This is a genomic window from Pseudomonas corrugata (genome assembly GCF_050920615.1).
Taxonomy (GTDB): domain Bacteria; phylum Pseudomonadota; class Gammaproteobacteria; order Pseudomonadales; family Pseudomonadaceae; genus Aquipseudomonas; species Aquipseudomonas corrugata.
In genome coordinates this window covers 1,609,904-1,635,312 of record NZ_CP130434.1, presented here as the reverse complement: position 1 = coordinate 1,635,312, position 25,409 = coordinate 1,609,904, and the positions used below count along the sequence as shown (strand labels likewise).

33 protein-coding genes are annotated in these 25,409 nt (G+C 60.5%); 2 read left to right on the top strand and 31 right to left on the bottom strand.

The features are described from left to right. Positions 1 to 15: 15 nt before the first annotated feature. On the bottom strand, positions 16 to 762 hold the full coding sequence (locus QZH45_RS07335) for a tRNA-uridine aminocarboxypropyltransferase (protein WP_055134886.1): 747 nt from the start codon (positions 760 to 762) through the stop codon (positions 16 to 18). Between the two features lie 185 nt (positions 763 to 947). Between QZH45_RS07335 and QZH45_RS07330 the strand changes: the two genes are divergently transcribed. Further along, positions 948 to 1,370, top strand: coding sequence for a quorum-sensing-regulated virulence factor family protein (locus tag QZH45_RS07330; protein WP_024780145.1), 423 nt, complete (start codon positions 948 to 950; stop codon positions 1,368 to 1,370). Positions 1,371 to 1,413: 43 nt separating this feature from the next. Here the strand turns inward: QZH45_RS07330 and QZH45_RS07325 are convergent, their stop codons facing one another. Continuing rightward, the gene (locus QZH45_RS07325) at positions 1,414 to 1,614 is read right to left on the bottom strand and encodes a hypothetical protein (RefSeq protein WP_024780146.1); all 201 of its coding nucleotides are present in this window, start codon (positions 1,612 to 1,614) and stop codon (positions 1,414 to 1,416) included. Between the two features lie 235 nt (positions 1,615 to 1,849). Between QZH45_RS07325 and QZH45_RS07320 the strand changes: the two genes are divergently transcribed. Continuing rightward, entirely contained in the window at positions 1,850 to 2,968 is a 1,119-nt protein-coding gene (locus tag QZH45_RS07320; RefSeq protein ID WP_024780147.1) for a TIGR00730 family Rossman fold protein, read from the top strand. 45 nt (positions 2,969 to 3,013) lie between these two features. On the opposite strand, the gene recX is transcribed toward QZH45_RS07320, so the two are convergent. The 29 genes from recX to QZH45_RS07175 all read right to left on the bottom strand — a co-directional run bounded on the left by recX (position 3,014) and on the right by QZH45_RS07175 (position 25,389). Further along, the gene (recX, locus tag QZH45_RS07315; RefSeq protein ID WP_024780148.1) at positions 3,014 to 3,481 is read right to left on the bottom strand and encodes a recombination regulator RecX; all 468 of its coding nucleotides are present in this window, start codon (positions 3,479 to 3,481) and stop codon (positions 3,014 to 3,016) included. Between the two features lie 8 nt (positions 3,482 to 3,489). Next, positions 3,490 to 4,542: a recombinase RecA gene (gene recA, locus QZH45_RS07310; protein ID WP_024780149.1), complete on the bottom strand. Its 1,053-nt coding sequence runs from the start codon at positions 4,540 to 4,542 to the stop codon at positions 3,490 to 3,492. 83 nt (positions 4,543 to 4,625) lie between these two features. Continuing rightward, complete coding sequence (locus QZH45_RS07305) at positions 4,626 to 5,126, bottom strand: CinA family protein (RefSeq protein WP_055134887.1); 501 nt, start codon at positions 5,124 to 5,126, stop codon at positions 4,626 to 4,628. A 71-nt stretch (positions 5,127 to 5,197) separates the two neighbouring features. After that, positions 5,198 to 5,713 carry a lysis system i-spanin subunit Rz gene (locus tag QZH45_RS07300; protein ID WP_053192759.1) on the bottom strand — a complete coding sequence of 172 codons (516 nt, stop codon included), beginning with the start codon at positions 5,711 to 5,713 and terminating at the stop codon, positions 5,198 to 5,200. Next, positions 5,710 to 6,135, bottom strand: coding sequence for a cell wall hydrolase (locus QZH45_RS07295; protein ID WP_024780152.1), 426 nt, complete (start codon positions 6,133 to 6,135; stop codon positions 5,710 to 5,712). The genes QZH45_RS07300 and QZH45_RS07295 overlap by 4 nt, the downstream gene beginning before the upstream one ends. Positions 6,136 to 6,426: 291 nt before the next feature. Then, positions 6,427 to 6,948: a DUF4376 domain-containing protein gene (locus QZH45_RS07290; protein WP_024780153.1), complete on the bottom strand. Its 522-nt coding sequence runs from the start codon at positions 6,946 to 6,948 to the stop codon at positions 6,427 to 6,429. Between the two features lie 12 nt (positions 6,949 to 6,960). Then, positions 6,961 to 7,938 carry a gp53-like domain-containing protein gene (locus QZH45_RS07285; protein ID WP_122319407.1) on the bottom strand — a complete coding sequence of 326 codons (978 nt, stop codon included), beginning with the start codon at positions 7,936 to 7,938 and terminating at the stop codon, positions 6,961 to 6,963. Between the two features lie 10 nt (positions 7,939 to 7,948). Further along, the gene (locus QZH45_RS07280) at positions 7,949 to 8,548 is read right to left on the bottom strand and encodes a YmfQ family protein (RefSeq protein ID WP_055134888.1); all 600 of its coding nucleotides are present in this window, start codon (positions 8,546 to 8,548) and stop codon (positions 7,949 to 7,951) included. Beyond that, positions 8,536 to 9,576, bottom strand: a complete 1,041-nt coding sequence (locus tag QZH45_RS07275) for a baseplate J/gp47 family protein (protein WP_055134889.1) — start codon at positions 9,574 to 9,576, stop codon at positions 8,536 to 8,538. The genes QZH45_RS07280 and QZH45_RS07275 overlap by 13 nt, the downstream gene beginning before the upstream one ends. Next, positions 9,566 to 9,964: a phage GP46 family protein gene (locus QZH45_RS07270; RefSeq protein WP_053192755.1), complete on the bottom strand. Its 399-nt coding sequence runs from the start codon at positions 9,962 to 9,964 to the stop codon at positions 9,566 to 9,568. The genes QZH45_RS07275 and QZH45_RS07270 overlap by 11 nt, the downstream gene beginning before the upstream one ends. Then, on the bottom strand, positions 9,964 to 10,473 hold the full coding sequence (locus QZH45_RS07265) for a phage baseplate assembly protein V (RefSeq protein ID WP_024780157.1): 510 nt from the start codon (positions 10,471 to 10,473) through the stop codon (positions 9,964 to 9,966). The genes QZH45_RS07270 and QZH45_RS07265 overlap by 1 nt, the downstream gene beginning before the upstream one ends. 178 nt (positions 10,474 to 10,651) lie before the next feature. Then, positions 10,652 to 11,692: a phage baseplate assembly protein gene (locus QZH45_RS07260; protein ID WP_069018479.1), complete on the bottom strand. Its 1,041-nt coding sequence runs from the start codon at positions 11,690 to 11,692 to the stop codon at positions 10,652 to 10,654. Between the two features lie 3 nt (positions 11,693 to 11,695). Further along, on the bottom strand, positions 11,696 to 12,934 hold the full coding sequence (locus QZH45_RS07255) for a DNA circularization protein (RefSeq protein ID WP_024780159.1): 1,239 nt from the start codon (positions 12,932 to 12,934) through the stop codon (positions 11,696 to 11,698). Continuing rightward, a complete protein-coding gene (locus QZH45_RS07250) occupies positions 12,921 to 14,417 on the bottom strand; it encodes a hypothetical protein (RefSeq protein ID WP_055134891.1) in 1,497 nt (498 codons plus the stop codon). Before QZH45_RS07250 ends, QZH45_RS07255 begins: the two co-directional genes overlap by 14 nt. A 130-nt stretch (positions 14,418 to 14,547) precedes the next feature. Then, positions 14,548 to 14,844 carry a phage tail assembly protein gene (locus QZH45_RS07245; RefSeq protein ID WP_024780161.1) on the bottom strand — a complete coding sequence of 99 codons (297 nt, stop codon included), beginning with the start codon at positions 14,842 to 14,844 and terminating at the stop codon, positions 14,548 to 14,550. Continuing rightward, the gene (locus QZH45_RS07240) at positions 14,841 to 15,188 is read right to left on the bottom strand and encodes a phage tail tube protein (protein ID WP_024780162.1); all 348 of its coding nucleotides are present in this window, start codon (positions 15,186 to 15,188) and stop codon (positions 14,841 to 14,843) included. The genes QZH45_RS07245 and QZH45_RS07240 overlap by 4 nt, the downstream gene beginning before the upstream one ends. Before the next feature lie 66 nt (positions 15,189 to 15,254). Then, positions 15,255 to 16,751: a phage tail sheath subtilisin-like domain-containing protein gene (locus QZH45_RS07235; RefSeq protein WP_024780163.1), complete on the bottom strand. Its 1,497-nt coding sequence runs from the start codon at positions 16,749 to 16,751 to the stop codon at positions 15,255 to 15,257. Beyond that, positions 16,751 to 16,933 (bottom strand): DUF2635 domain-containing protein, encoded by a 183-nt coding sequence (locus QZH45_RS07230; RefSeq protein WP_007907211.1) that lies wholly within the window; start codon positions 16,931 to 16,933, stop codon positions 16,751 to 16,753. The genes QZH45_RS07235 and QZH45_RS07230 overlap by 1 nt, the downstream gene beginning before the upstream one ends. Next, positions 16,930 to 17,514: a phage tail terminator protein gene (locus QZH45_RS07225; protein WP_024780164.1), complete on the bottom strand. Its 585-nt coding sequence runs from the start codon at positions 17,512 to 17,514 to the stop codon at positions 16,930 to 16,932. The genes QZH45_RS07230 and QZH45_RS07225 overlap by 4 nt, the downstream gene beginning before the upstream one ends. A 451-nt stretch (positions 17,515 to 17,965) precedes the next feature. Then, positions 17,966 to 18,982, bottom strand: coding sequence for a contractile injection system protein, VgrG/Pvc8 family (locus QZH45_RS07220; RefSeq protein ID WP_024779064.1), 1,017 nt, complete (start codon positions 18,980 to 18,982; stop codon positions 17,966 to 17,968). Between the two features lie 9 nt (positions 18,983 to 18,991). Continuing rightward, complete coding sequence (locus QZH45_RS07215; protein ID WP_024779063.1) at positions 18,992 to 19,204, bottom strand: tail protein X; 213 nt, start codon at positions 19,202 to 19,204, stop codon at positions 18,992 to 18,994. Next, positions 19,197 to 19,580, bottom strand: a complete 384-nt coding sequence (locus QZH45_RS07210; protein ID WP_024779062.1) for a phage tail protein — start codon at positions 19,578 to 19,580, stop codon at positions 19,197 to 19,199. The genes QZH45_RS07215 and QZH45_RS07210 overlap by 8 nt, the downstream gene beginning before the upstream one ends. Beyond that, positions 19,580 to 21,658: a phage tail tape measure protein gene (locus QZH45_RS07205; RefSeq protein ID WP_053192747.1), complete on the bottom strand. Its 2,079-nt coding sequence runs from the start codon at positions 21,656 to 21,658 to the stop codon at positions 19,580 to 19,582. Before QZH45_RS07205 ends, QZH45_RS07210 begins: the two co-directional genes overlap by 1 nt. 128 nt (positions 21,659 to 21,786) lie before the next feature. Beyond that, positions 21,787 to 22,371, bottom strand: a complete 585-nt coding sequence (locus QZH45_RS07200) for a phage tail assembly protein (RefSeq protein ID WP_053192744.1) — start codon at positions 22,369 to 22,371, stop codon at positions 21,787 to 21,789. Positions 22,372 to 22,512: 141 nt separating this feature from the next. Further along, entirely contained in the window at positions 22,513 to 23,019 is a 507-nt protein-coding gene (locus QZH45_RS07195; protein WP_024779059.1) for a phage major tail tube protein, read from the bottom strand. After that, complete coding sequence (locus QZH45_RS07190; RefSeq protein WP_053192743.1) at positions 23,019 to 24,185, bottom strand: hypothetical protein; 1,167 nt, start codon at positions 24,183 to 24,185, stop codon at positions 23,019 to 23,021. The genes QZH45_RS07195 and QZH45_RS07190 overlap by 1 nt, the downstream gene beginning before the upstream one ends. A 2-nt stretch (positions 24,186 to 24,187) precedes the next feature. After that, the gene (locus QZH45_RS07185; protein WP_024779057.1) at positions 24,188 to 24,415 is read right to left on the bottom strand and encodes a hypothetical protein; all 228 of its coding nucleotides are present in this window, start codon (positions 24,413 to 24,415) and stop codon (positions 24,188 to 24,190) included. Positions 24,416 to 24,502: 87 nt separating this feature from the next. After that, the gene (locus QZH45_RS07180) at positions 24,503 to 24,760 is read right to left on the bottom strand and encodes a tail fiber assembly protein (RefSeq protein WP_024779056.1); all 258 of its coding nucleotides are present in this window, start codon (positions 24,758 to 24,760) and stop codon (positions 24,503 to 24,505) included. 2 nt (positions 24,761 to 24,762) lie between these two features. Next, entirely contained in the window at positions 24,763 to 25,389 is a 627-nt protein-coding gene (locus QZH45_RS07175; protein ID WP_053192741.1) for a hypothetical protein, read from the bottom strand. Positions 25,390 to 25,409: the final 20 nt, after the last annotated feature.

The following is a 25,409-nucleotide window of genomic DNA, read 5'->3' as shown; positions in this document are numbered from 1 at the left end:
CCTGAGTATGCGCCACTATTGGGCCGATACTGCTTTGCACGCGCGGATGAAGGGTTGCAGCTCAGCGTGAGCCGGCGTCGACACATCCATCTCCTGCTGCCGTTTTGCACCCAGGTAATGCTGGCTGAACACATCGAAATAAGCATCCAGGGCAGACGCGGCGTCGTTGTCCCCGGCCAGTTCAAGACACAGCGCAGCCACTTCGGCGGTACACAGATGCTCGCTGCGGGTCGAACGACGCAAACGGTAACGCGACAGCTTGTCGGGCTGCAGGCTGAGGATCGGCAAGCGGTCGAAATACGGACTCTTGCGGAAGATCTTGCGTGCCTCCGTCCAGGTTGCATCCAGCAGAATAAACAGTGGGCGTCTGGAGTGATCGAGATCCACCGTCTGGGTGACGCGCGATGGCTCGACGTATTCGCCGGGAAATACCAGGTAGGGTTGCCATTGCGGGTCGTCGAGCAGCGCCAGCAGTTGCTTGTCGACTTCGGTGCGCGACCAGATGAAGGCATGATTGTCACGCACCACATCGGCGATCAGCCAGCCGGTGTTGCTCGGTTTGAACACTTCCTTGTTGGTCATGATCAGGCAGACCCCGGAACGGGTTTCGACGCTCGGACGCCAGGCGCACAGGCAGTGGCTCTCGATCACCCGGCAGGCGCTGCATCGAGGAGCGCGCCAGCCACGGGCCTGCAGCGGTTTGATGCCTTCATCGATGCGCTGGTCGCGCAGGCGGGCTACGGCGTTAGGGGCATGATTCATCGTGGGCAACGCCGACGAACAAAAGAACTCGACACAAACAACACTCGGCAGGGCAATAATGGCCGGCAGTCTACCAGAGCGCGCAAACCTGTACCGTCCCACCCGGCCTCCCCTATAATTCGCCGCCACTGAACGCACAGTCACGTGACCGGTCGAAATAGCCGTCACTGAACCAGGAGAGTTTCATGCTGCGCCTTATCGTCCCTACCGTTGCCGTTCTGCTGGCTACGTCCTTCAGCGCTCAGGCTGCTTCGTTGAAAGAACTCGAACTGAACAAGATGCTGCAGAACGTCGCCGCACAAAGCAGCGTTGGCACTCCGCGGGCAATCAACGAAGACATTCTCGACCAAGGCTATACCGTCGAAGGCACCGAGTTGATCAACCACCTCAGCGTGCAGAGCAGCCATGCCCAGCAAATGCGCGCTGATCCCAAGGCTGTGTATTTCCAGTTGGGTGCCAGAGTCTGTACCAACCCGGGTTTCCGCAAATTGATGGCCAAGGGCGCAACCATGCGCTACGAGTTCACCGAGGTTAAGACCAATCGCCCGGTCGCCACCGAACGCTTCAAGGAATCGGATTGCCCGAAACCGGCCAAGACCAGGAAATAATCAACCCAAGCCAGCGGCCTGTCCGATCAATCTGACTCATGGATCAGCCACACAGGCCACTGTCGCGCCGCTGCTCATCATCGGCGCGCAGCTCCGCCACCAGTGCCTGTAAATAGCGCGAGCGCCAAGCCCGGCCTTCCAGACGGCGGCAACATTCTTCCTCAAGACTGACCCGATTGGCCTGAGCCGCTTCCAACAGCGCCAGATACAGCTGCCTGTCGAGTTCCAGAGTTACCCTGGTCATCTTTCCCGCCTCCTTGCCCGATCTATCTCAATCCATCTCGTGGCCCAACCGTGGGCATCGAATTGCATGGCACGCCTGTTATCAGTAAATCAGAGCGGCACATACCCGGCCAGTATTCTGACGAGCGGTGTGGTCATTCGTTGCTTGTTGCCAACTGTCACTTTTGAGGGCCATGATCAAGGCAGCGAAGATCAACGCGAGGGTCTAGGATTCAGAAGTAAGAAGGAGTAGCTGAATGCCTTATAAACCGAATGACCAGCTCAGTCGTCATTTTGAGAACCACGGCCACGACCTCACCCGCAAGGTCGAAGAGCAACTCAACCTTGTATCACCCGACAGCCCGAACCTTCCCATCTACCGCGACATGATCCTGATCGTGCTGCGCATGGCCCAGGAAGATCACAACCGCTGGAATGCCAAGATCACCCTGCAGGCACTGCGAGAGCTGGAACATGCATTTCGCACGCTTGAACAATTCAAGGGCCGACGCAAAGTCACCGTCTTCGGCTCGGCCCGAACACCCATCGAACATCCACTGTACGGCTTGGCCCGGGAACTGGGGGCGGCGCTGGCCCGCTCGGACATGATGGTCATCACCGGAGCCGGCGGCGGCATCATGGCCGCTGCTCATGAAGGCGCTGGCCGGGAACACAGCCTGGGATTCAACATCATCCTGCCTTTCGAGCAGCACGCAAACCCGACGGTCGAAGGCACGCCGAACCTGCTGCCGTTCCACTTTTTCTTCACGCGCAAACTGTTCTTCGTCAAGGAGGCAGACGCCCTGGTGCTCTGTCCGGGCGGCTTCGGCACCCTGGATGAAGCCCTGGAGGTCCTGACGCTGGTGCAGACGGGTAAAAGCCCCCTGGTGCCGGTAGTGCTGCTGGACGCACAAGGGGGCAGGTTCTGGCAGAGCGCCCTGGACTTCATCCACGAGCAACTGGAAGAAAACCGCTACATCCTGCCCACCGACATGAAACTGATGCGGCTGGTGCACAGCGCTGAAGACGCAGTGGAAGAAATCAACCAGTTCTACCGCAACTTCCACTCCAGCCGCTGGCTCAAGCATCAGTTCGTGATCCGCATGAACCATAAACTCAGCGAACAGGCCATGGCCCAAATACAGATTGAGTTCGCCGACCTGTGCCTGAACGACTGTTTTTATCAACAAGGCTACAGTGGCGAAGAACAGGACGAGGCCTCGTTCAGCCATTTGACGCGACTGGCGTTCAACTTCAATGCGCGCAACCAAGGCCGATTAAGAGAATTGGTGGACTATATCAACCTGCCAGAAAACTGGGCGGAACCCTCCTCCAAGGCGCACCCTCTGACATGGGAACCCATCAAGGTAACCTGAACCCATAATAAAACGGCCCGCTATCGAAATAGCGGGCCGTTTTACTCAATCATCCAGTCCACGACCGCTGAACAAGCGGTTGATCATTTCCATGGAATAGCCTCTATACGCCAGGAAACGCCCTTGCTTGGCCCGTTCTCGCGCATCAATGGGCAAATGCCCGGAGAACTTTCGACGCCAGGTATCCGTTAACTGATCCTGCCAATCGATCCCGCTCTCACGCAAGGCCTGTTCGATATCCGTACGTTGCAAACCGCGCTGGCCGAGCTCCTCACGAATTCGTAACGGACCGTAGCCGGAGCGGGCGCGATAAGAGACAAAACTTTCGAGATATCGGCTTTCCGATAACAGGCCCTCTTCCGTCAAGCGGTCGAGGGCCGTTTCGATCAAGTCATCAGGAGCGCCGCGCTGACGCAGTTTTCGCGTCAGCTCGACTCGACCGTGCTCGCGTCTGGCAAGCAGGTCCATCGCGGTTCGCCGCACCGCGACGAGAGTATCGAGTACCACGGTCATCGAATCGATCAGATATCAGCGTCGGCCATGTCGTCAGCGGTTTCGCGGCTGGCCACTGCCTTGACGTCGGCAACCGGGCTCAGCAGCTTGTCACGCAGTTGCTTCTCGAGCGCTGCGGCAACCTCCGGGTTATCCGCCAGGAACTTGGCCGAGTTGGCTTTGCCCTGACCGATCTTGGTACCGTTGTAGGCATACCAGGCGCCGGACTTCTCGACGAAACCGTGCAACACACCCAGGTCGATCATCTCGCCATTGAGGTAGATGCCCTTGCCGTAGAGAATCTGGAACTCGGCCTGACGGAACGGCGAAGCGACCTTGTTCTTCACGACCTTGACGCGGGTTTCGCTGCCGACCACCTCGTCGCCTTCCTTCACCGCGCCGGTACGGCGGATGTCCAGGCGAACCGAGGCGTAGAACTTCAGCGCGTTACCACCGGTGGTGGTTTCCGGGCTGCCGAACATCACGCCGATCTTCATGCGGATCTGGTTGATGAAGATCACCAGGCAGTTGGCGTTCTTGATGTTACCGGTGATCTTGCGCAGGGCCTGGGACATCAGGCGAGCCTGGAGACCCACGTGCATGTCGCCCATTTCACCTTCGATTTCAGCCTTGGGTACCAATGCCGCCACGGAGTCGACGATGATCACGTCAACCGCGTTGGAACGCACCAGCATGTCGGTGATTTCCAGGGCCTGCTCGCCGGTGTCCGGCTGGGACACCAGCAGGTCGTCGACGTTGACGCCCAGCTTGCCGGCGTACTCAGGGTCCAGGGCGTGTTCGGCGTCGACGAAGGCGCAGGTCGCACCGGCTTTCTGGGCCTGGGCGATCACGGACAGGGTCAGTGTGGTTTTACCGGAGGATTCAGGACCGTAGATTTCAACGATACGACCTTTTGGCAAGCCGCCGATGCCGAGCGCAATGTCCAGGCCCAGGGAGCCGGTGGAGATGGAAGGAATAGCCTGACGGTCCTGATCGCCCATACGCATTACGGCACCCTTGCCGAATTGACGTTCGATCTGACCCAAGGCCGCAGCCAAGGCTTTCTTCTTGTTGTCGTCCATTAAAGTCCTCACGTAATCAATAAGGCCTAGCGGCCAACACCTGTATAAGTAGCCAGTATTATTCCACAGCGATTCAGGATCGCCTACCCCTGATTTGAGATTTCTACGGCGGCATGTTGCAGCAGCCCCTCTAGCGCGGCCTTCACCGTCTGTCGGCGGACCTCGTCACGGCTGCCCGGAAAGAATCGCTGCTCACTGACGACCCTGTCACCGACGCCCCAGGCCAGCCACACGGTGCCCACCGGCTTGCTCGGCGAGCCACCGTCCGGCCCGGCCACGCCGCTGACCGCCACGGCAAACCGCGCCAGGCTTTTCCGCTGGGCACCCCGCGCCATGGCCTCGACCACCTCACGACTGACCGCCCCGTCCTTTTCGAACAGCTCGTCCGGCACATTCAGTTGCTGGGTTTTCTGGCGATTGGAATAGGTCACATAACCCGCCTCGAACCAAGCCGAACTCCCCGGAATCCGGGTGATCGCCTCGGCAATCCCGCCACCGGTACAGGATTCGGCCGTGGTCACATGGGCATTGAGCAATTGCAGGCGCCTGCCCAGCTCAGCCGCCAGTTCGGTGATGTCATCCATGATGCTCTCCTGATTCGACGCAATTGGGGCCTACCGTACACGAGCATTCGCAGCTTGCAAGGCTCACCGGACTACTGACCCAACGCCTTGACGTAGGCCTGGCAGGCCTGCAAGGCGATCAATCCGCGGTCGCCTTCGTCGGTGATGGCGATAATTCGTTGAGCATGCGCCGGGTCAAGTCGGGCGCGTAGGGGACCATGATCCATGCCGCTGGTGCTGGCGGCGGCAGGCACCGCACAACCGGCGGGGGCGTCGCTGGCATCGAGGAGGACTGACAGCCGGACATCGGCAGTAGCAAGGCGATCGCGCAGGCGATCCTGGTCATGTTGGGCATCGATCAGGGCTCGGTAGTGGGTTTGTTCGCTGGTGGAGAGTTGTTGTTCCAGGACGAGGCGTTTGCTCTGCTCCGCCTGTAACTGGGTCACGGCCACGCTGCTGATCTTATTCAGGTCAGACTGATGAAGGCCGATTTGCTCAGCCAGGCGTTTCTCGTAACGCCAACCCTGAACTGTCCATGTCGCGCCCACAACTAGTAACACGATAATAAGCCCACCTATAGGCCAAACCTTAAGGTTCAAGAAACTCATGGCACATCCTTGAAGAATATGTGACTACCCAGGCGTAGAGTCCGCGTTGCCTTGGCTGCCCATACTGGAGGCTTCGCCATAGTTGTTGCGTAATAGTGGGTCGCGCCTCTCGTGAGGTCAGGCTCCCTGCCAACGATCACCAGCTCAGCCACCCGCAGAGCTTGGGCAAATTGCCTCGGAGGGATCGGCTTGACACCAATCAGGAACGGATAGTTCGGGTCGTTTTTGTTCCAACAACTGAATTGGTATGGCTTCAGGCAAACGCCAGCATAGCCTTCTCCCCACCAAGACTTAGCTTTTTCATCTTCCACCCTATTGCGAATAGCCCAGGCCACGGCAATCTGTCCGACCTGGCCTTCCCCCCTTGCTTCTGCCCACAAAGTACCGGCGAGGATGTCGCGATCACTCTCGAAAACAGCCATAACTTTCTCCAGACGAAACAAAGCACGCTCGTCAGCTGAGCATCTTTGAATTCAGCCAATAACTTCGATAGTGAGTAATCCAGCCACCGACAAGCTCCACACTCATCACTATCTACCACCATCCAATAACTGACACCCACTAATAATGCCTACATCTTATGCCAGCCAACATCAGTATTCCCACCTAATAAAATATTAAAAGATCAATAACGGCGCGCCAAAGAACAAAAAACAATGCCTCTTCACCACCGTTATCTGCGAAATCGTGATAACTGTCGAGCTGGCGCCCCGCTAAACGGGCCATCCCTCCTCAAGCATGCTGTGCGTAAAGCTTTTATCAGCCAGTGCGACAAGTAACTCACCCTCGCGATCGAAGCATGCCTGCACGTGAGCGCGTACCGCATTCGCAATGCCGATTAACTCTGAAGCAGTCAAATTGACCATTCCATCAGCTGTCTTCCAAGCACATACATATTCGCTATCCATCATTGCCGACAGCGTTGCTCCAGTTATAAGCGCTTGGCTGCCCCGCTTCGTATCAATTGATACACCCTCGACATTGGTACCCGCGGTTTCATGGGCGTACCTAGTGCTTGCGATTAACGCGGCAATATCATCGCCTGTCAGGGGGGTTATGACGTGCGAGAAGCTCCCGTCTGTTTGAAGAAACCAGCCCCCTCCTGTCTGCTGGGTGATTTCCAACCATTGTTCGTCTGTTACCCTAAAAGCCCCATCGGGTATCTGGTGGACATTATCGATTAGTTGCTTGACTACCAGACCTTTTGAATCTACCACTACGTATTTTCCAGCCATTTTATTCTCCGATCAATTACCTATTGCAATGTAACGAACACCCGCGACCGCAGAAGAAGTGTCGTAGCTAATCGTTATCTGTGTCGTTGACAAGGAAGGCACGCCTGTATCAGCTACGCCGTTAGCATCCAAGTTGCTAACCACGGCTTGAAATACTGCATTAGGAAAGGTCAACGGAAAGTTGTAAGAAATACTCCCTACTCCGGTCCTAGTTACACTACCCCATTGGATGATTAGCCCCCCCAACCAAGACGGAAACGCGACATAACCATTGGCAGCAAAAAGAGAACTGAACCCTGCGCGCAGCTTCTTTGGAGTCACGATGGTTGCATCATCTACTCCAGCATTTGTTAATGATTGAGTGGCAACTTTGGCAACACCGACGGTTGTTTCTGAGGCGAAAGCACCTGAATCAACAATGAAACTCCAAGGAGTCCATGAGCTGCCACTGTATGCCCGCTTATAGACAATCCGAGTTGTAACATCCATGCAAATCTGTATTTTGGTGACCGACCCACTACTTCCTCGAGTCTCCCCAAAAACAATAGTGCTACCTGGATTATTAGATGCGTTTGGAGAAGCATAAAAATAGCCAGTAGTAGCATCATTTAAATCTGACACCAAGATCGAGTCGCCGAGCCCATACGCCACTCTTAAAACGGCAGGAGTAATCGCGCGCTGGGTATCTTTGCCGGCCTGAGTTTCAGCAACATTAGCGAGCTCTACGAGCCCTTTCTCTGTCGCCGAAGCGTCCGGTGGAGAAGAAGGGACCGCAGCGGCGATTTTTGCGTTGATCGCAGCTAGGAGCTGAGCATTATTGTCCTCGTCTGGGGAGAAGCCGGCGGACGAAATGACATTCAAAAACTCTTCGGTTACGGCATTACCCCACTGAGCAGGGATCAGCGATCCGGGGGCTCCGGCTATTTGGTCTTCGTCTACGAATTTCCCATTTGCCAACCCAGCGCTGGGAACACTTTTTGGATAATCCATTCTCTACTCCTTAGTCATAATTAATATGAATTTTCGTATGTGCCGGCGTACTGCGATGAATCAGGCACTCCAGCGCAGACCCTGGATTCATGCCGAATCGTTCGCCCCAGTAGCTAGCGCCGAAACAGCGCCCGAGCGAAAGGCGTCCGCCAGTATTGAGGGTCCACATGAATTGCACTTGCCATGTTCCGAAATGCGTCTGACCAAACCGCGAAAGCCCCATGCGCGGTGCCCGGTGCTCGGTCACATTCGCGTTGGGGTAACCCTGGCTGCGCGCGATGGTGACGAAGTAAGCCGCAGCCTGGCTGCCGACCGCCAACAACCGCCGACGCACCGCCAACCTCCGGTCGTCATACAGCGGCGTGGCCCCCAGACACGGATCCGGCAGGTTCATCACCCGCTCCCAATCCGGCACCAGCTCACTCACACCCGCCGGATCCATTTCATGCAGCAAATCACCCGCACGCGCATCGAGGCGCGCCAATTCCTGGGCGATGCCTTGCAGCACTTCGTCCAGTTCCGGTACGCGCTCCGGATCCCACGCCGGCCCGCTGGGCAGCAGGCTGCGCAGTTGGGCCTGGTATTCCCCGGCGGTTCTTATTCCAGCCATACGCAGCCTCCGAAGGTCAGTAACTGATTGCTCGCCGCAATCACATCGGCGGCGGGCGCAGTAAGCGTGTGGTCGGTTTCACCAGTGGCGCTGCTGATGGCTTCGGCGATGTGAGTCAACAGCAGGGTTTCGCCGAGGCCGGCTTCACGGTTGTGCAGGTCGCGCAACTGGGCCTCGATGGCGGCGCGTACGGCGCTGGTGTCAGGGGTGATACGCAGCCTGTAGGTCACCGGGACCTGCACCGGCGCCAGCACATGCACCTCGGCGGTCACCGGACGCAGGGGCTCGATGTAGGCCCGGACCTCCTCCAGTTGCTCGGCAGTGGGAATCGGCTGCGGATCGTCGTCACGCATGACGAACAGGCCGACAGTGCCGGGCCCCAGGTAGCTGCCACGACACCACGCACGGGTGATGCCAGCACATTCCAGGGCCCAGGTTTCATAGTCCTGGGCCGAGCCACCATGGGGGATGATGCGGTAGGAGCGAATCACCCGCGCCCGCAGGGATTCGAGGCTTTCCCGGGCGACGCCACCGGTCAGCCCCGGCGCCAGCACGGTGAAGCTGCCGGAGATGCCGAGGATCGGTTGCACCGGCGTCAGCGCCAGGCCGGCATCGGCATTGCCCAGGCTGCCGGCCTCCAGCGCGGCGATGGTGGTGGTGTTGAGGCCGTTGCTGGTGGTGCGGGCGGTGGTCACTTTGTAGGCGCGACCATCGGCCGATTGCAGCAGCGTGTCGACATCCAGCACCGCCCCGGCGGTTGCGGTGAAACTGACGGTGCCGCTGGCTGCCTGAGCGGCTTTGCGCGCCTGGTTCAGCCGTAGGGCGGCGATGCGCTCCAGGGTGGATTCGTCGGCCTTGTCCGGCAGGATCTGCTCGGCGATCCAATCGAGGTAGCCGTACAGGCCATAGGCTGCGCCGCCCAGGGTACGGGCCAACACTTGGGCATCGGACTGGCGCAGCGAATCGCTGGCCAGGTCGCTTTGGGTGCGTTTGATCAGCACCGGCAGCGAAGGGGTTTCAAACGGCATAGGTCACCTGCCAACTGTTATCGGGATTGATGTCCAGGCGCCGGCCATCGGCCAGGGTCAGGATGGTGCGCAGGTTCAAGCGCTGGGCGTCGAGGCGTTCGCTGATGATGTCGATGGCGCTGCAATGGCCGTCGTCGATCAGCCATTGCAGGGCTTCGCGGGCGTAGAACTCGGCGTCGAGCTGGGTCTGGCGGGTCAGCTTGACCCGGCGCAGCAGCCACAGCCGCGAGCCGATGCGGTCATCGGCGACCGTAGGAAAAGTGTCGCCCCACCAGCCGAAACGTTCCTCGTCATCGACGGCATCGTCGTCAGCGGCGCGGCTCCAGGTGAACAGGCTGATCAGTACCGATCGGGTCAACGCGGCGTGCAGGTTCTGGCTGATGAACATCACTGACCTCCCGCCGGCGTGCCGGTCTGGCCGGTGCCGGGCTGTACGCCGACATGCACATGCTTGATCTGGCTGATGCCGCCGGCGATCTGGTCGCCTTGGGAAATGATCTTGCCGGTGTGGTTGATGACAGGACTGTCGATGTTCACCGCGCTGCTGGCGCGGATGTTCAGTGTGGCGGTGTCAATGTCGATGACACGGCCGCGCTTGAAGTGAATCCTGTCGCCCTCGTCGGTGTAGATCGCCACTTCGCCGGGGGCCAGGGCCTTGAGGCGAAAGCGGCGGTCGGCGACTACCAGTACCACGGCATGGGAACGGTCGCCGCCCAGGAAGGTGGCGATGCCCTCGGCGCCGGCCAGCGGGTTGCTGGTGAAGCCGTAGGGTTCGAAGTGTTCCATGTCGTCGTTCACTTCGCCCGCGGTGAGGCGCATCTGCAGCGACTGCAGTTTGGAAGCCGAATTGGCGAGCACGACAGTGCCGCGCGCCAGTAGGCGGGTCAGTAGGCTCATTGGGGTTCCTTCGGAAATCGGGTTGGGGCGGGCTGTCAGTCGAAGTGATCGGTGGCTGGGCCGCCGCCATCGCGAGCAGGCTCGCTCCCACAGGGGATTTGTGGTGGACGGGGATTTTGTGGCCGCCCTCGGTACAGGGTGGGAGCAAGCCTGCTCTCACAGGTGGGCGCTGCCGGGCTCAGGACTTGGGCTTGGCCGGGTTCGCGTCGAAGGTATGGGGCGGGGCGACTTGCAAGGTGGTCACCGAGCCTTGGGCAGACAGTGAATAGGTCACCTTGGAAATCAACATGTCGCCGTCGAACCCGAGCACCGGGTCGATCACCCGCACCAGGCTGTTGTGGCGCCATAAGTCGCCATTGGCCTGGCGCCAGCCCTGCACGCGGTAGGTGGTGGTCAGGGCGCGGCCGGAGCGGATGGCGCTTTCCCAGTCCGCTCGTTGCTGGGCCAGCTCGAAGGTCAGTTGGGCGCTTTCGCTGATCACCGTCACCCGCTTGCGTTTGAAACCCAAGTCGGTGGCGGTGCCCGACACCTCGCTGACTGCCGTCCCGCTCTGCTGGTCATTACCCTTGTGCTGGCCAATGACTCGGTATTCGGAAAACACTTGGCTGAAGTCCATCGGCGCGTTGCCCGAAAGAATGTTCTTGCCCAGCTCCAGCACATCACTGGCCCGCCCTGCGCTGCCGGGCTTGGCCAGCAGCACGCGGCCTTCGGCGTCGTCGGTGGAAAACACCCGGAACAACGTCAGCAAACGGTCGATGGATTGAAAGACGGTTTCTCCCGGCACGATGCTGTGCTCGCTCAAACGCGTCGTTTCCGGGATTTCACTGACCACCCCCACGCCATATTGCGAGGCCAGGGCCTGAACAATGCTCAGCACCGTCTGCCCCCGCCATTGGCTCGGACGATTGATCGCCGCGCAATCCACCAGGTCCTGGGTTCTGGACCCCCCTTCGATGCTCAGCGTGATCTGGCGCCCGTCATAGCTGACCGGAGCCTTGAACACGTAGCCGCTGAGCACCAGGTCGGCACCGATGCGCACCTGGCATTCATCACCGGGACGGATCGGCACCGCCTGGATCTGCCCCGGCCATTGCCAGGTGACGTCGAGTTTGAAGGTGCGGAACTGACGCTCCAGGTCCGCACTGATTTCCACGCTTTTCCAGCCGCCGTAGTCCAGCCCACCGACGGTGAGCGTGACGACGTTATCGAACTCGCTCATGGCTTACTCCCCCGAGACTTTCAGGTCGTTGGGCGGCAGGAAACCTGGGTGGGCCACACCGTTACGCTGGATCACTTCGGTCACCCGGGTGGCATCGGCAAATTGCTGATAGGCCACCACCAGCGCCGGCAGGCTTTGCTTGAACGACAGGTTGATCAACCGAACACCCGATGAGGCCACCGCCGTCAGGTGCGCGGCCATTTGCTGGCGCAGGTGGTTCAACGCCTGATAGTGATCTGGATCCGCCTTGAGGGAGGCCTGCCAGATAGCTTCGTTGAGGGCATCACGCAGGGCCAGGACATCGTCGGCCACCGGTACATCCCGGCGTTGGATCGGCTGCACGGCCTGCTGCGCCACCGAAGGCGTGGCACCGAGCTTGACCACCGGCGCCGCCACGGGCATCGCCGCAATCCATTGCGCGGCCTGGACCAGCAGCGTGTCCTGGACCAGGTCGGCCAACGCCTGGGCCGCCGCCGTGGTGTCCTTGCCGGTGGTGAGTTTGGGCGCGTCCGCCTGACGGATGGCTTCGACCTGTTGCGACACGCTGGCAATCACGCCGCGATAGCCGTCACGGGCAAAGTCCTTCAGCTCCCGGATGTCCCCCAACAATCCCTTGAACTCGGCCGCCACTTCCTTGGGCAGCTCCTTTACCGCCTTGACCAGATCGCTGAGCTGCCCATAGACCTCGATCAACGGCTTCAGCTCCTGCTCGATAACCCCGTAGACCTCCTTGAGGCTGTTGCGCAGGTCGGCGATGCCGATCCGCGCGGCCTTGATCAAGCTCATCGCGTCTTCGAAACGCCGCACCGCCGAACCCAGGAAGCTGTCAGCCGACACCAGCAGCAGTTTCTGGCTGTTGATCGCCGCCGAAGGAAATTGCAGTGGCTGGTCGGGGTAGAACTTCAGGGCAAACGTGACCAGCCCGCCGTCCTGGCGGGTCTGGGTCATGTCGCACTCGCCGACCTTGACCTGCATCCGTCCCAGCCAAGGATGCACCAGCTCGCCGCTGCCCTGCTCCAACGCCTTGAGCAGTTTGTCACGCTGCTCCAGGCAGTCGGGGCCGACGATAAACGCGGTCAGTTCATGGATCTTCGCCTGCTGGCCCAGCCCTTCGAAAAACGGTTGGTCGCGCTGCGGGTATTCATGCAACTGGCCCTTGTGCCCTACCGGGGTTTTCGCCTGGTCGACCCAGAACCCGACGCCACGGAACGACGCCGGCAACAAACGATCACGCCAGCTCATTGGAACCTCCTGCGGACAGAGAGCGATAACCGATACGCGAACTCACCGCCAGGCCAGGTTGGTTGGTCTGGGGTGGCTCGGCGCGCAAACCGGCCGGCGCGTTTTCGAAGCGTACGGTCAGGCCGCCTTCAAGCTGGGTGCGACTGTTCGCGGCGCTTTGTTGCACCAGTGCACTGGAGGTCTGCGGCAGCGCACCGGCGCTACCAAAAAGCGCCGGCGCGAGTTCACCTTTGCCCTCGGCATTGGTCTTCTGTTGCGCGTCGGTCAGCCCTTGGACCTTGCCGGTAAACGTGGTGATGACCTCGCCAAAACCACCGTTGAAGAACGCCTTGATCGGCGCGATCACACTCTGCAGCTCGTCCCACCACTGGCTGAACCACTCACTCACTGGCCCCCACTGCTTCGTGAGGCCCTCGATGGGCGACCAGTCGAATAGCCCGCCGAACACTGCCAACATGATCGACACCTGATTGCGCAGGCCTTCCCAGATTCCGGCGAAGACGTCCACAAGGGTGCCCCAGTTGGCCATGATCAGGCCCAACGGCGTCCAGTTGAAAAGGCCCTGGAGCGCGTCCATCACCGGCACGGTCAAGGCCTTGAGCAGATCCCAGATGGCCGAGAACAACCCGGTCAGGGGGCCCCAGTTATTGATGATCAAACCCAGGGGCGACCAAGCGAACAACGTCTGCATAAAGCCGATGATGGGCGTCGCCGCCGCCACGAGCACATTCCACAGCGCGCCGAAGAAACTGCTGATCGGCCCCCAGTTGCTGATCACCTGCCCCATCGGGGTAAAGGCGAACAGCGTCTTGAAGAACTCAGCCATTGGCAGAACGATGGGCGCAAGCCTTTGCCAGAGCCCGGCGAAGAACGCCGAGATCGGTTCCCAGTAAGCGATGATCATCCCAGCCGCCAAGGCGATGCCCATGGCAGCTAGGCCAATAGGGTTCATTTTCAGGGCGAGGCTGACCACTTCGAGGGCCTGGCTCGCACCGCTGACCGCCGTCTGCATCGCACTGAACGCCACGGCGCCCGTTGCCAGGCCCTGCACCAGTTGCGGATTGTCCTGCAGCACCTGGACCACACCGCCGATCATCGGCTGTAGACCAACCGTCAACGCATTGACCGCGGGTACCAACGCCGAGCCGAACTGCAACGACACATTGCTGATGGACGTCTTCAATCCATCCAGCCCTTGCGCCGCCACCAACGGCGCTGCCGGTGCCTGGACTGCGCTGGCTGCCGCGTTCACGTCCACGACTTCACCCTTGAACGCCAGCGCCGACTTGAGCCCGTCCATGAACGGTTTGGCGATCCCCCCGTCCGGCAGCAGCCCGGAAATATCCAGGCTGCCAAGACCGGTCGCATCGAGGTTCTGTTTGAAGCCCTGGACCTTCGCCCGAAGGCCGGCGAGCTTGGGCGACAGCTCGTCGATGCCGGTCAGCAACACCGCTTTTTTCTCTACCTTTTGTGTGTCTGCCATCACTGCACCTGCTGCATCGCATTGATCCGTTGCGCGTGCTCCAGGGATTCACGGAGCACATCCAGTGGCCTGGCCATCATCTGTTCGGGGTCAACCTTCCAGAACCAGGCCAGGTCATAGGCGGCTGCGATCAGGTCGCCGATGGCTGCGACGCCGCACTCATGAAAAAACTCGCAACGGCCCAGCTCAGCGCGTTGAGGTCGGCCAGGTCCAGCTGGTTGACCGACGATGGTGGGATGCCGGCGCAGACCGCGATGTATTTGGCCGCGACGTCCATGTCCAGGCTCACCTCCTCGCTCTTGTCGATCTTGTACGGCAGCGCCTTGATCGCCCGGACCTCCTGCACCGTCGGACGGCGCAGGGTCAGTTCGTTCAATGGCTCGCCGTGGGCCTCGATGGCCACGCGCAAGGTCACCATATCGCTCATTGCCAGGTCCCCTTGATGCCTTCGAATTTCAGCTCGATGGTGGCGTCGTCGCCCTTGGACACTGGTTCTTCCACCAGGTAGGCGCCGGCCAGCACGTAGACCTTGCCGTTGCTGAACTCGCAGGTGACGGTCATGTCGGTGCCGGCCACCAGTTGCTTGAGCGGGAAGTCCGCGGTGTGCAACGCCGTCACCTTGAAGGACGGAGCGATGTCGGTTTCCTTGTAGAAACCCGGTACGACGGTTTCACGTTTGGTGAACATCAACGGCGCTTCGCAGCCACCGTTGATGGTCAGTTGAGCGCCGTCCACTTTGACGTAGCAGGTGCCCGCGATCAGTTGACCCATGGTGTTTCTCCTTCAAATAAAAAGCCCACGCGGGGTGGGCTGAATTCATGCGTTCAAACACGACACTCAGGCAGCAGCGTCATACTGCAGACGGAACTGGTTGAGCAGCGCGAACACCCGCAGGCCGTTGATGTAATCCGGTGGGAACAGCACATTGACCCGACTCGGGTCCTGGCTGTCGCGCTCGACGATCAGGTGTTCGGCGAACAACTCGGCGTTTTCCACATGGCCTTCCAGCTCGAGCTTGGCGTACTGGGCGATCAGCTCGCCGCGAATCGTGCTCGGGGTCACGATGGGTTGGCCGGCGCCGAAACGGGTACCGTCGGAGGCCAGTTTGTGGCGACCGTATTTGCTGGTGATCACGCTTTGCAAACGACGCACGATGAACGCCGACTGATGCATGGTTTCGCTGTCCAGGTAGGAATTGTCAGCCTGGCCGAAGGCATTTTTCTGATACGTGGTGATGGAACGCTGAATACGCACGTAGCCGCCTTCGTAGTAGGCGGTCGCGATACCGTAGTTGAGCAGCGACTGGCGCTCGGTCAGGGTGAAGCGTTCGCTGGCCGGTGCCGGATCCAGGCCCGGCAGGCTGCCGCTCTGGGTCGGACGGCTGGCGTCGGCCGAGATGAACACGGCAGTGCGGGCTGCCAGTGCGGCAGCCTGGACCCACGACGGTTGCGGCACGCCCGGCTCCAGGGCCTGGATGGTCATGTGCTGGTCGTTGCGCGCCTGGCCGGCCGCCACCAAAGTGCCGATGGTGCCGCGCTTGGCACTGTAGACATGGCCGAACAACTGCTTGGCCCAGGACCAGCGACCGGTGCTGTCATCCATCACCGCTTGCCAGGTATTCAGGCTCGACAGGTCGGACCACGGCATGGCGATGAATTCGAATGGCTCGTCACCCAGGGCCGCGACGGCGGCGGTCTGGTCCGGTACGCCAGCGCCGCCGGTCATGGCGGTGATCGCAGTGGTCAAGCCCGCAGGGGTGTCTTCGCCATTGCTCTTGCCCAGGCGATTGAACTGCAGGCTGATGTCGTTGCCGCTGTCGCCGGTCCATTTGGCGCTGAGGGTCACGACGCCGTCGACGGCCGCGGCGGTCACTGGCAGATCGGCTGTCGCGTTGATTTTCAGCGCCAGTGCCGTGGCGGCCTGGGCCGCGGTGGCACCGTTGACGATGGCTGCCTGGACACGTACGCCGCCGACGTACAGATTGAGCGCACCGCTTTCGGTGGCGGTACCGGTGAAGGTCAGCACGCCGTTGGCGATGGCACCTTCGACGTTGTGCAGCGGCAGGCACCAGATTTCGCCGAGCGGGTCGGTCTTGCGCCAGGTTTCGTACATCGAGGCGAGCATCGAGCCCTGACCGCCGATGCTTTTTGCCAAGGCCACGCTGGAGACCAGCACCAGTTTTCCAACGTCTGCCGGGACAATGTTGTCGTTGACCTGAGCGACGATCAACCGGCGCATGGCCGACGACGCGCTATTGGCGGCCGAGTTGTCCATCTCGGCGTAGAACAGCGGAACACGAATGTCCGCGGGGATGTTGCTGAATCCGATCGCCATTATTTGGCTCCCTGTGGTTTGGCCGCTTTCACGGCTTTGGTTGTGATATCGCCATCGGCCAGACGCCGACGCCACCAGGCGTTGTCTGGCACTTCACGGCCTTCGAGGGGCAACAGATCGCCCGCTTCCGGGTCCGGTACCACACGGCCCGGGGCCGGCAGCACGGTGATGCGTTTGCTCATGGGGTTACGTCTCCAGAGAAAGTCAGCTCCAGGCGCCCATCGGGGCCGGGACGTTTCAGATTGGGGTCCGCCGGATCGATGGCATCGACCCGCACGGTGGCCCCGGTAAAGGACGACAAGCCGTCCAGTTCACGTTCGTGCCAGCTTTCGGCAGGCTGGCTCGCCAGATTGCGGCCCAGCTGGAACTCGGTGAAAAAGCGCAGCCGGAACAACCCGCGGCCGCTGTTGATCGAGACCGGTTCGCTGCCGTCGTATTCGATGCCGGAGTAAGTGGCGCCGGGCTTGAACCCCACCAATCCGCGCCACAATTCGGCTCGCAGGTCGTGAAGCAGATCCAGCGCATTTGTCGGGTCACTGGCATCGAGCACCAGCACAACGTCGAAACGGTCACGCACCGTTTGCAGCGTGACGTTCTGTGCCGTGTTCCGGCTCGCCACATCGGTGCTCGACAGAACATAGGCACATGGGGTTTGCAGGGGCGTGCCGGCTTGCAACGCAACGAGGTCCAGGCCCGCGACCACTCGACTGGCGAGCGTTGGGCATTGCTCACGCAACTGCGTGAGGATCGGCGTGATCTTCATGGAGAGTGCTCCGGTGATAGGCAGATGAAGTCAGAAGCCCTGTGGGAGCGGGCTTGCCCGCGAAAGCGGCGGGTCAGTCGAGATAGATGTTGGATGTGCCGACGTCTTCGCGAGCAGGCTCGCTCCCACAAAGGTCCGGTGGTGTTCCCGAATGCTGGGATCGCCAGCAATCCAGGGTGGGAGCGGGCTTGCTCGCGAAAGCGGTGGATCAGTCGAGATAGATGTTGGATGTGCCGACCTCATCGCGAGCAAGCCCGCTCCCACAAAGGTCCGGTGGTGTTCCCGAATGCTGTGATCGCCAACGATCCAGGGTGGGAGCGAGCCTGCTCGCGATGGCGGTGGGTCAGTCGAAATGGATGTTGGATGTGCCGACCTCATCGCGAGCAGGCTCGCTCCCACAGACCCCGCGTCATTCCCGGATGTCGTGATTGAGGGCGATCCTGGGTGAGAATCAGGCCTTGGCGTCGAGGCAGGTTGCGTCGATCTTGCAGCGATAGCTTTTTTCCCGGTCACCCGTGGCGGTGACCTTGTCGATCGACCAGCGGCCGCGCATGAAATCCGGCCAGGTCGGGTCCAGCAGGACGATGCCTTCGGCGGACAACCCCGGGTTGCCGGGGCATTCGATGGCAACCTTGAGGGCTTCGCGCATCAGCCTGCGCACTTCGCCTTCACCGGCGGCGCGGGCGTCTTCTGCGCTCTGGAAATGCTGTCGAAGGATCTTGAACGGCGCGATGCCACTTTCCTCCACCTGCACTTTGCCAGCCGCCGCATCCCACCAACGGGTCTTGCAGCCCTGGTATTTCGCCCGGGCGGTTTCATCGAGGACGGCGGAGATAAAAGCCTGATCTCCAGGACGATTGTTCGTCGTCACCGACAGCTTGATCTGCGGCAAAACCTTGCCCGACAGCGACTTCGCCTGACCACGCCGAGCCAGCACATACCATTCGTTGATCGGTTTGGCGACGGCGTCATGCCGATGGGCCAAGCGCGTCAGGAAGCCCATATCGGTTTCGTTGGACTGGTCGATGTGCCCAATTTTTATCAGCGACAGCTCCGGCGCCACACGCGGCGAAAAACCATGCCTGGCGGTCAGTTCACGGAACAGTGCGCCCAGGGTCGTCGGGCCATGGCTGACGGACCGACGCTGTTTGAATCCGGTCTGGTCCGCCGCACTGAACGGCGCGGCCATGGCCACCAACGTCAAGCGCAGGGGAAACAGCGTCGGCGTGCGCCGGGTAATGACGAACTCGCCCTTGTCCACCAGCCCGGACTCCAGATAACCCACCCGCAGACCGATTTTTCCGCCGAGGCTGGGTAACCCCTCAAGCCCTTCCAGGCTGATGACGAGGGTCAACTGATCGGACTCGATTCCCGCCGCGTCGACGTGGGTCCAACTGAGCAATCGCTCATTGAGCAGTGCCGCATTCGCACCATAGATTTCTACTGCTGGCGTGAAACCCAGTGACATGTTGCCTCCTTAATCCCAAGCCGATACCGGTGCGGGTGCAACGGGTTTCAGATCCACCTCCGGCAAGGCAACCCACACCCCCGCCGGCAGTACCGGGCCCCATTCGGCCAGTCCGGGATTGAGCAGCCAGAGCGCTTGCTCGGAGGCATCGTCACAACACTCAAGCTCGCGGTACAGCAACAGATTCACCGAATCACCGGCGATACTTCGAACCCTACGCATTGGCGAACTCCGTCAATTCAATCACCCAGCCGACCACCATCGCCGTACCGTCATCGATGACCTCAGTCTGGGTTTCCGACACCTTGTTGATCTGCCACAACCCCCAGTTGCGCCCGATGCCATCCACCAACGGCACAGGCACGCGCAAGGCCTGCAATGCACGCAGCTCATCGAGCCGATCCATGGCGGTCGCGTACATCGACTTGCCCGTGATCGTCAGCCCTTGCAGGCCTTGGCCGACCTGGCTGGACTTGGGTTTGCTGGTAAGGATGTCGATGCTCTTCCAGCCGCCATCCGAGGTGCGTACCAGCGAGTGGTACGCGAAGTTTCTCGACAGCCCGAAAATGAAACTGCCGAGTGCCATTTGCTGACGCATCACGTACCTCCGTCGGTCAGGGCCGCGTCACTGCGCATGGCCAGTGAGTTGGGCATGGTTGTCAGGCCGAACTGGCCGGTAATCTGCTGCACCACCAGATTGGCCAACTGACTGGCGCTGGCCTGGTCCTGACCATTGATGTAGATGTTGGCGGTCATGGTGTTTTGTTGGGTACTGGTCTGGCTGCTGGTGAGGTCTTTGCTGACCTGTTCCGGCGACTTGAGGCGATCACCCCCGGTGTAGATAGCCTCGCCCAGGGATTCACCGCCCTCGCTACCGAAATAGGAACCCAGCGCACCGCCGACCAATGCACCGATCGCGGTGCCGATCACCGGAACGAAACTGCCCAGCATCGCGCCGGCGGCGGCACCGGCATAACCGCCTGCCAGCCCACCAAGGCCGGCTCCAGCCGCGCCTGAAGCGGCCTTGTAATCACCGGCCTCAAGAGCTTTGATACCGTCGTAGCCGGCACTGGCCAGCGCCAGGGGCGCGCCCAGCCTGCCGGTGAAGGTTCTCGCTCGAGCTGCGGAGATTGCCAGTCGGCTGCGCATATCAGGGCGGGAAGTTCGGGCTTTTCCTGCGTCCGGTTGCTTCTGCCCGCCGTCCTTGGCTTGAGTTCCAGGCGCATCGCTTGCCGGTGGCTGGATGGCTGCGTCCGGTTTCAGCAGTGCCTCACGGGTGGAGGCAACGCCCGACGTCACTTTGTCCAGAATGGCGCTGCGAAACGGTGACGCGAGCGCCGCGCCAAACAAGGCCAACGCCGCGGTGACTTTCGGCAGCGACTCGGCCGCAGCGCTCAACCCCGTCGCCAGCGCGTCCACGCCAAGCATCGCCAGATCGGTAATGGGCGTGATGGCGCTGCCAATCGCTGTATCGAGACGGGTCACGCTGGCATCCAGTGCATTCCAGCGCGCTTGCGAGGTGTTTCCCAGCGCGTCGGCGGTTTGGGCCATCGATCCCTTGTCTCCATCGCCCTTATCGGATGCCACGGTGAGCGCGGTCTTCAGGTCCTGGGGCGACTTCAGCAACTTGCCGATGCCCTCGTCGCCGTCGAACAGCGTCTTGAGCAATGAGCTCTGCTGCTCGGCAGGTTTGCTCTGCAACGCCGCCAGCAGATCCTTGATCGCGCCCGATGCATCCGTGCGCAGCCTGCTGGCCAGCGCCCCCGGCTCGATGTCCAGTTGAGTCCAGGCCGTTCGCTGCTCCGGCGTGACCTTGTCGCCCTTGCCCAACGCGGCGCCCAGGGTCTTCAGGGAGGCGCCCGCTTCGTCCTTGCCGACAGAGGCGCTCAACAGCGCGGCCGCAATGGCGGCGACCTGCTCAGGTGTCATGCCCGCCGCGATGGCGGTCTCGCCACCGCGCTGGGCAACCGAACCGATGTCCGCCGCCGAGGCTTTCAAACTGGCGCTGGCGCCAAGGCGGTTGGCCGCGTTAGCCAATTCGAGACTTTTCCCTCGATCCAGGTTCAAGCCAGTGCGCAAGCCAGCCATGAGCGCGCCGGCGTTCAGCACCTCAATCCTGTAGGCCGACGCCATCACCACACTGTCGCGGGCGAAATCCGTCAGCACTTGCTGGCGGTCTTCGGGTTTGACGTCTTTGAGCAGCCCCGCGTTGATCGCCGCCAGCTGGATCTGCGCCAGTTGCACAGCGGTCGCCCCGCTGGATGCGGCTTGCTTTTCAGCGGCGATCTTCTGGTTTTCGTTGGACATCACCTGCAGTTGTTCCGGTGACAGCTGCAGCTTCTGGTTCAGGTCGACCATGGCCGTCTGCATCGCCATTGCAGGCTTGAGGACACCAGGAGGCGCCAGTTGATCGACCTCTGCCCTGAGCTTCGACTTAGGCACCGCACTCGTCGCTGGCACCACTGCATTCGCCTTGAGCAATGACTGTTGCGCCAAGAGCGTGGTGTTCAGCGATGCCAGCGTCTCCCGCAGTTTCATTTGCTCCGACACCAGCAGCCGGATGTCGAGACTGGCCGTGCTCAATGCCAGATTCAGCCCCGACGCTTCAGACACACCGCCGAGTGTCGGCATATCGGTGCTCGCCGCAAAGGACAGCGAATATTTACTGTCTGCCATCCCGCTCTACTCCTGTTTCACGCCAAGGCGAGTGATCGCGATGTCGTAACGGCGCAATGCCTTGCCGGCGTCCCACTCCAGAATTTCCGCTTCACTTATCGGATAAATGAGCGGCACCACATCGAGGATCACTTCGATGTCGCGCTCCGAAAGAAGTCCGCCGGTTTGTTTAAAAAATCGTCGATGCGCACCTGCAGTTGTGTCCAGTCGGGCACGGTCAGCAGGTCCAGGTCGGGCAGCATCAGGCCGGTGCAGTGGGCGGTGATGAACTCCGCACGCTCCTTGGCCGTCTTCAGCTTCTTCATCGCCTTGGTGGCTCGCAATACCGGCATTTCCAGGGCCAACGAGGTCACGCTGCGGCCCGCCACGTTGAGCGGTTGCAGCAGTTGCACTTGGTCGGGATCGGCCGCCGCGTGGTCCGTCTCGGCGACCTGTGCGAGGAAATACGCCGCCGGACGGGTCGACATGTCGTGCACGTACTGGGCGATGCTCACGTAGTCCGGGCGCTTGAGCTGATCCAGTTCCTTGACCGACAGGCCGGTGGCTAACTTGGCCAGCTCGAAGAACTGGTCGTCCTCATCGTCGCCGGCACGGGCCAGGGCGTCTTTCTGCGCGGCGTAGAACAGGGGTTTGAGTTGCAGCTGGTCGATCTGCGATCCGTCGTCACCAGTGATGGGTGACAGCAGAATGTGTTGGGGAGGCGTCCAGGACATGAATCAATTCCTTGGTGAATGTGTGCCCCTTGTAGGAGCGAGCCTGCTCGCGATAGCGGTGGTTCAGTTGGCGACAATGCTGGCTGTACCGCCGCCATCGCGAGCAGGCTCGCTCCCACAGGGACTGTGTTCAACTGAGCTTCAAGGCAACAGCACCGCACGGCGCGCATCGCCGAGAATGTCGACGCCGTTGAGCACGAACTTCTGGGTACGCACGTCGATGTCGATCACTGGAACGCCGTTTTCCAGGCGATTGTAGGTGCGGCACGACAGCTCAAGATTGGTCTTGGGCTTCTCACCCATCTTCAGCGCGGTTTCTTCCAGGGATTTCAGCTTGCCGCCGACGGTGTGGTAGGTGAACCAGGTGTTGCCATCCTGATCCTGACCGGCCTCACGCACGTTCAGCAGAATGTCGTCACCGACACTGACGCCCAGCGCCAGCATGATTTCCGGACCGACACCTTGCAGGCTGAGCTTGGCGTTGAGTGCCTTACCGCCCTTGGCCATTTCCTCGGTGATGAAACGCCCGCCGCGCATCTCTTCCATGTCGAACTCGATCTTCGGCGGGGTAAACTCTTCCACGGTCGCCGACAACGGCAGGCCTTGCAGGGTGGCCGCGATGGCCTGTCTTACGCGGTTGGTAAACATTAGAGAACGTCCTCCAGGAACTGCTCGATGATTTCATCGCGGGCGTTGAGTTGATAAATCATGTGTTCGTTCGGCGCGTAGCGGCCGTAGTCGATCACCACGTACCAGGTGCCGTTCTTGTACTTCTCTACACTGTTGAGTTCCGGATGCAGGTACACGCTGCCGCCCGGGATGGTTTCGTCGGCCACCAGGGTTTGCAGCCAGTCGTTGATGCGCTTGACCTCCTGGTCCATGAACGACTTGGTCAGGTTCTTCGCCATGGCTTTTTGGCCAGCCTTGACCAGCTTGCGGCTGATGGCATCTTCCAGGCCGACGTAGCTGATGAACTTGCCGGTGATGGAGCGGTTGCCCAGCAGCGAGAAGCCACCGAGGATGGTCCGGGCGTAGTAGCTGACGCCGTAGCGGTTGAGCAGGTCGCCTTCGGTGGAGGTGTCGAGGATGTTGTATTCCACGGTGCGCGAAACGTCCTCGGCGTAGGTCACCTGGTTGCCCGGGCTCTCCCATTGCTTGACCTTGGCGAGCGCGGCGATGGCCAGGCTCGACGGGGCCAGGAAGACGTTTTTCTTCGCGGCCTTGGAGTAGACCGCCGGCATGTTGTGCACCACCAGGCAACGGTCGAAACCGAGGTCGGCGCCGCCCAGTTCCTGGCTGTAGGTCACTTGATCGGCGACCGCGGCATCCTTGCCGTCGAGTACCACGCGAGCCTTGATGCGCTTTCCGAACGAGGCGAACTCACTAGCCACCGCCTTGGTGCCGGTGAAGCCCGGCGCGCCAATGATGGTCAAGTCCTCGGCCACGCCACTCAAGGCCGCCAGGCCCAGCTTGCGACCGGTCTGCGCTTCGATGCCGCCGATGACGTTGTTCTGCGTATCGGCGGGGGTGGCGCCCTCTTCGACGATCACCACGTAGACTGGCACCTTGACCACTTTGAGGATCTGGAACACCGCGTGATACAGCGTACCGGCTTCGGTGCCGGTCGGATCGAGCAATGCCTGGGTGGTGAAGCTGTTGATGCGGAACGGTGCGTTGCGCGGAATCAGCGGATCGGCCTTCGGCGCAGTGCCGACCAGCCCGATGACGTTGTCCCCCAGGCCACCCATGGCCTCGGGAGATTCGGTGGCATTGACGGTAATGCCGTTGTGCTCGAAGTTCAAAACCTCAGCCATGGTTATTCAGCCTTTTTGGTAGTGGCCTTTTTGGCCGGTTGGGTTGGGGTGGCTTGCGTGTCGACAGCCTGTTTGTGCGCCTCCAGGACGCTGGTCAGCTCTAGGCGACCGGCACTACGCAAGGCATTGGCCTCGACATCCAGTAGTTCGAGCTCCTGACCGATGCTCGACCAGTGGCCGCCGCCGGTAGGAAATGGCACCAGCACGGTGTAAGGCTTACAAATGGGCATCTATGGGTTCCTCCAGACGCGAAAACACAAAAGCCCCGATCACGGGGGCTTTTTGCGGACGAAAAAAAACCGCTGTCGCGGTTGGGTTTACTTGACGAAGGCCGGCAGCACGGGCCAGACCAGTTTGGATGGGTCTTCGATCTGCTCGGGGATATCACGCAAGGCTTGGCGGTAGGCCTTGACCTGGGCTCGCTGTGCGTCTGTCGCCGGGTAGTCGGGCAACTGGGTGAAATCCGTCTGCCGCAAAAGTTGATCGCGGCGTGTACGAATGGCGGCCCATTCAATTTCTCGCGTGGGAACGGCCAGTGGAAGCTCAGGGGTGTTACCGGTGGATAGGTCAGACATATTCATTCCTTGCTGAAAACGACGGTGTCGGCCAATGACAACTTGGTTTTCAAGTCGCCCTGATTGAACAGCCGGCCATTGCCCACGCGCATCGTGTCAATCCGTACAGTGGTGTAGTAAATATTGGGAATCAAAATTCGCATGACAATGTTGCCGTTCGTATCGACATAAACGGCAGGCGTCATGTTTCCGAAGGTCGAGGCGTTTTGCAGTACCCGAGTCGGTTGATAGCAGTATCCCACCAGGGTTTCGTCGATAATTTTTGCAGTACCGTAGCTATACCCCTTGATGTTGAACCAGAACATTTCAGAGTTGACGTTGATGTTCAACGGCACCTTGAAATGCATATATACATTCGTGCTGGAGCCCAGGTCGGTAGTCGTAAACTCCCCCTGTGCGAGGCTGGGGTAGGGGCCTCCAGTCCCATAAACATGCCCCTGCAGCACATTGCGACGAATCGTACCCAGCGCAGCCGGATCCCCTTCTACATCCTTAAGGCTGCGCCACTCATTGAACTGTGCCAATGCCGTGGCCATGGTCGTATTGATGCTGCCAATCTTTCCATTGACCGCCGTGGTCAAGTTATTGGCCGCTGTCACCAGCGACGCGATAGTGGTTTCCAGACTCACGTTTCAAATTCCTTGTGCAG

Coding starts and splice junctions, on each gene's coding strand:
- recX (WP_024780148.1), bottom strand. CDS start 3,481: ATGACCGTGGTACTCGATACTCTCGTCGCGGTGCGGCGAACCGCGATG.
- QZH45_RS07230 (WP_007907211.1), bottom strand. CDS start 16,933: ATGAGCAAACGCATCACCGTGCTGCCGGCCCCGGGCCGTGTGGTACCG.
- recA (WP_024780149.1), bottom strand. CDS start 4,542: ATGGACGACAACAAGAAGAAAGCCTTGGCTGCGGCCTTGGGTCAGATC.
- QZH45_RS07290 (WP_024780153.1), bottom strand. CDS start 6,948: ATGGCTGGAAAATACGTAGTGGTAGATTCAAAAGGTCTGGTAGTCAAG.
- QZH45_RS07295 (WP_024780152.1), bottom strand. CDS start 6,135: ATGGCTGTTTTCGAGAGTGATCGCGACATCCTCGCCGGTACTTTGTGG.
- QZH45_RS07200 (WP_053192744.1), bottom strand. CDS start 22,371: ATGTCCTGGACGCCTCCCCAACACATTCTGCTGTCACCCATCACTGGT.
- QZH45_RS07280 (WP_055134888.1), bottom strand. CDS start 8,548: ATGGCTGGAATAAGAACCGCCGGGGAATACCAGGCCCAACTGCGCAGC.
- QZH45_RS07220 (WP_024779064.1), bottom strand. CDS start 18,982: ATGTCACTGGGTTTCACGCCAGCAGTAGAAATCTATGGTGCGAATGCG.
- QZH45_RS07185 (WP_024779057.1), bottom strand. CDS start 24,415: ATGCCCATTTGTAAGCCTTACACCGTGCTGGTGCCATTTCCTACCGGC.
- QZH45_RS07245 (WP_024780161.1), bottom strand. CDS start 14,844: ATGAGCGATATGGTGACCTTGCGCGTGGCCATCGAGGCCCACGGCGAG.
- QZH45_RS07195 (WP_024779059.1), bottom strand. CDS start 23,019: ATGTTTACCAACCGCGTAAGACAGGCCATCGCGGCCACCCTGCAAGGC.
- QZH45_RS07180 (WP_024779056.1), bottom strand. CDS start 24,760: ATGTCTGACCTATCCACCGGTAACACCCCTGAGCTTCCACTGGCCGTT.
- QZH45_RS07265 (WP_024780157.1), bottom strand. CDS start 10,473: ATGAGCCTACTGACCCGCCTACTGGCGCGCGGCACTGTCGTGCTCGCC.
- QZH45_RS07325 (WP_024780146.1), bottom strand. CDS start 1,614: ATGACCAGGGTAACTCTGGAACTCGACAGGCAGCTGTATCTGGCGCTG.
- QZH45_RS07260 (WP_069018479.1), bottom strand. CDS start 11,692: ATGAGCGAGTTCGATAACGTCGTCACGCTCACCGTCGGTGGGCTGGAC.
- QZH45_RS07210 (WP_024779062.1), bottom strand. CDS start 19,580: ATGCGTCAGCAAATGGCACTCGGCAGTTTCATTTTCGGGCTGTCGAGA.
- QZH45_RS07240 (WP_024780162.1), bottom strand. CDS start 15,188: ATGGGTCAACTGATCGCGGGCACCTGCTACGTCAAAGTGGACGGCGCT.
- QZH45_RS07270 (WP_053192755.1), bottom strand. CDS start 9,964: ATGTTCATCAGCCAGAACCTGCACGCCGCGTTGACCCGATCGGTACTG.
- QZH45_RS07235 (WP_024780163.1), bottom strand. CDS start 16,751: ATGGCGATCGGATTCAGCAACATCCCCGCGGACATTCGTGTTCCGCTG.
- QZH45_RS07250 (WP_055134891.1), bottom strand. CDS start 14,417: ATGGCAGACACACAAAAGGTAGAGAAAAAAGCGGTGTTGCTGACCGGC.
- QZH45_RS07205 (WP_053192747.1), bottom strand. CDS start 21,658: ATGGCAGACAGTAAATATTCGCTGTCCTTTGCGGCGAGCACCGATATG.
- QZH45_RS07225 (WP_024780164.1), bottom strand. CDS start 17,514: ATGAAGATCACGCCGATCCTCACGCAGTTGCGTGAGCAATGCCCAACG.
- QZH45_RS07330 (WP_024780145.1), top strand. CDS start 948: ATGCTGCGCCTTATCGTCCCTACCGTTGCCGTTCTGCTGGCTACGTCC.
- QZH45_RS07190 (WP_053192743.1), bottom strand. CDS start 24,185: ATGGCTGAGGTTTTGAACTTCGAGCACAACGGCATTACCGTCAATGCC.
- QZH45_RS07305 (WP_055134887.1), bottom strand. CDS start 5,126: ATGGATGACATCACCGAACTGGCGGCTGAGCTGGGCAGGCGCCTGCAA.
- QZH45_RS07255 (WP_024780159.1), bottom strand. CDS start 12,934: ATGAGCTGGCGTGATCGTTTGTTGCCGGCGTCGTTCCGTGGCGTCGGG.
- QZH45_RS07320 (WP_024780147.1), top strand. CDS start 1,850: ATGCCTTATAAACCGAATGACCAGCTCAGTCGTCATTTTGAGAACCAC.
- QZH45_RS07215 (WP_024779063.1), bottom strand. CDS start 19,204: ATGCGTAGGGTTCGAAGTATCGCCGGTGATTCGGTGAATCTGTTGCTG.
- QZH45_RS07335 (WP_055134886.1), bottom strand. CDS start 762: ATGAATCATGCCCCTAACGCCGTAGCCCGCCTGCGCGACCAGCGCATC.
- QZH45_RS07275 (WP_055134889.1), bottom strand. CDS start 9,576: ATGCCGTTTGAAACCCCTTCGCTGCCGGTGCTGATCAAACGCACCCAA.
- QZH45_RS07285 (WP_122319407.1), bottom strand. CDS start 7,938: ATGGATTATCCAAAAAGTGTTCCCAGCGCTGGGTTGGCAAATGGGAAA.
- QZH45_RS07300 (WP_053192759.1), bottom strand. CDS start 5,713: ATGAGTTTCTTGAACCTTAAGGTTTGGCCTATAGGTGGGCTTATTATC.